The organism is Candidatus Desulfolinea nitratireducens (genome assembly GCF_982879505.1).
The window spans coordinates 1-2,150 of record NZ_CEYOSI010000352.1 but is presented as its reverse complement, the minus strand read 5'-3'; the positions used below and the strand labels follow the sequence as shown (position 1 = coordinate 2,150).

The 2,150-nt window shown below is 47.1% G+C and carries 3 protein-coding genes; all 3 read right to left on the bottom strand.

Translation table 11 applies throughout. The annotated features are described in order from the left end of the window. Positions 1–131 precede the first annotated feature (131 nt). The 3 genes from greA to AC3DOM_RS17700 all read right to left on the bottom strand — a co-directional run bounded on the left by greA (position 132) and on the right by AC3DOM_RS17700 (position 2,140). Positions 132–602: a transcription elongation factor GreA gene (gene greA / locus AC3DOM_RS17710; RefSeq protein WP_487920363.1), complete on the bottom strand. Its 471-nt coding sequence runs from the start codon at positions 600–602 to the stop codon at positions 132–134. 142 nt (positions 603–744) lie between these two features. Continuing rightward, on the bottom strand, positions 745–1,896 hold the full coding sequence (locus tag AC3DOM_RS17705; protein WP_487920362.1) for a LysM peptidoglycan-binding domain-containing protein: 1,152 nt from the start codon (positions 1,894–1,896) through the stop codon (positions 745–747). A gap of 88 nt (positions 1,897–1,984) precedes the next feature. Then, complete coding sequence (locus AC3DOM_RS17700) at positions 1,985–2,140, bottom strand: AIR synthase-related protein (protein WP_487920364.1); 156 nt, start codon at positions 2,138–2,140, stop codon at positions 1,985–1,987. Positions 2,141–2,150 lie beyond the last annotated feature (10 nt).

The window sequence follows — 2,150 nt, the reverse complement described above, 5'->3', positions numbered from 1 at the left end:
CCAAGCTACAGTCCCCCAACACAGAGCATTGGGAGAAGGGTTTTAGAAATGTGTAAGTCCTATGGTAATAAAAAAACCCCGCGTCCTGCCATTCAGCACAGAGGCGCGGGGCAGAAATTAAAAAACCCTGATCATTTAACGGTGGTAATCCGAAATTTCAAATTTCCATCTGGAGCTTCGATTTCAATATCATCACCGGCCTTATGACCCAGTACTGCTTTGCCAATTGGGGATTCATTGGAAATCATCCCATTGCGCGGATTTGCTTCTGCTGCACCTACGATGATGTATTTATCCGAGCGTTTTTCGCCATCTTCACGAAGATAAATTGTTGAGCCAACCTGGACAAAACCATTATTTTCAGTATCCGCATCGCCAATGATATGTGCATTCGCAAGGATCATTTTGAGTTCCTGAATACGGCCTTCCACAAAGGCTTGTTCATTTTTGGCTGATTCATATTCAGCATTTTCAATCAAGTCGCCGCCTTCCATTGCTTCGCGGAGGCGATCTGCAACTTCTTTGCGCTTACCCGAGCGTAAATCATCAAGCTCTTTTTGAAGTTTGATATAACCATCTTTGGTTAAAAATGAGGTAGGCATATTTCCTTCCTGTCGTTCTATATATTTTTGTATATAGACGATTATTGCACCCTAAGTAAACTAAGCAAGGATGCAACAATAAAATAATAAGAACTATTTAATGCCGACACTATATCATGTTTTATTGGCGAACACAATCCCCTTAGGGAGTTTGTGTTGATGCTGGTGCGGCGCCGGTCCATGAGAATACTCGTTCTTTACTCATCGCACCCGCAGATTCCCAAATTGGTTCTCCCTGGTCATCTGCACCAAATTGCCGGACAGTGGTAACGTTCCAGCGCATAACATGAGGTAAGCTATCTTTGGGGCGGAAGGATACGGGGACAATGAATTTTGTATCAGTCACATAATTAATTAGCTTACGCCCTTCACCTTCAGTGACATCTTCAACGGAGACCTGATAAACCTCATTATCACGCAGAGCGCCGATAGAAGCCCATTGTAAGGTGACGACATCATTTGCCAGGGTGAAGGATGCTCCATCCGTAGGCAGGAGCAAATTGGGGGCGGGGTAGGGGGGCGGAGTTGTTGGGGTCGGGGTGGGTCCTGGGGTGGCAGCGCGCATACAAAGCGGAATTTGAATTTGCATCGCCAGGAAAACGGTGTCTGTGCTCAGTCCATTGAAGGCTTTGATCGCCTCTTGTGGTACGGCGTAATTCGCCGCAATGCTGGAAAGGGTATCGTTCTCCTGAACAGTGATGACAACTTTTTCACAGGCTTGCTCGGTTGCCGCAGCTCCTTCCAAAGTTGGTGGAGGAGGGGGCGAAGCCGTAGGTGTCGGAAAGGGAATCTGCAATACTTGCCCGATCGTCAGAGCATTACAAGATGCAGGGAGGTTGTTCAAAATGATGATGCTTTGGACTGAAACCCCAAAAGTGACCGCTATACCACCACAGGTGTCGCCTGTTGAGACTGTGTATTCAAAGGGTGGTTGTGGGGTAATCGTGGGGATGGTTGTTGGCACTAGTGTGGATGTTGGGGTTGGCGTGATAGTAACAGTGACCGTTGCGGTAGGGATCGCGGTTGGCTCAATCACACGATCTGTGGCACGCAGAGTCATAAAAACCGCACCCGCGCCTATCACCAGAAAGAAAACCAATAACCCCAATGCAACTGGAAGACTTAGTGTGATCTTCGGCATTGTACTGCCCTGAACAGCTTTTCTGGTTTTTGCGGTAATCTCAGGTGCGTTAAATTCCGTGCCGCAGACCAAACATTTGGTCGCACTTTCGCCCAGGCGTGTCCCACATGTTGGGCAAATTTTTGTCTTTGACTTATCTGTTGATGTACTCATACGGGGCAAGATTATACCATTGAAAACAAGGGGGATAAATACAGGAGAACTACCAGCAAAATAGGCCTTTTACTCGATTATCTGGAAATTATTTTTCTATCCTGATCCCCTCGCCTTCCACTACTTTCCCAATATGCCAAAAAGGTTGGTCAAGTTCTTTGGCCCGCGCGAGGAGATCATCCAGTTTATCGGCAGGAACTGAGAGGAGTAATCCGCCGCTGGTTTGAGCGTCAAAGAGAAGCATCTGGTTTTCC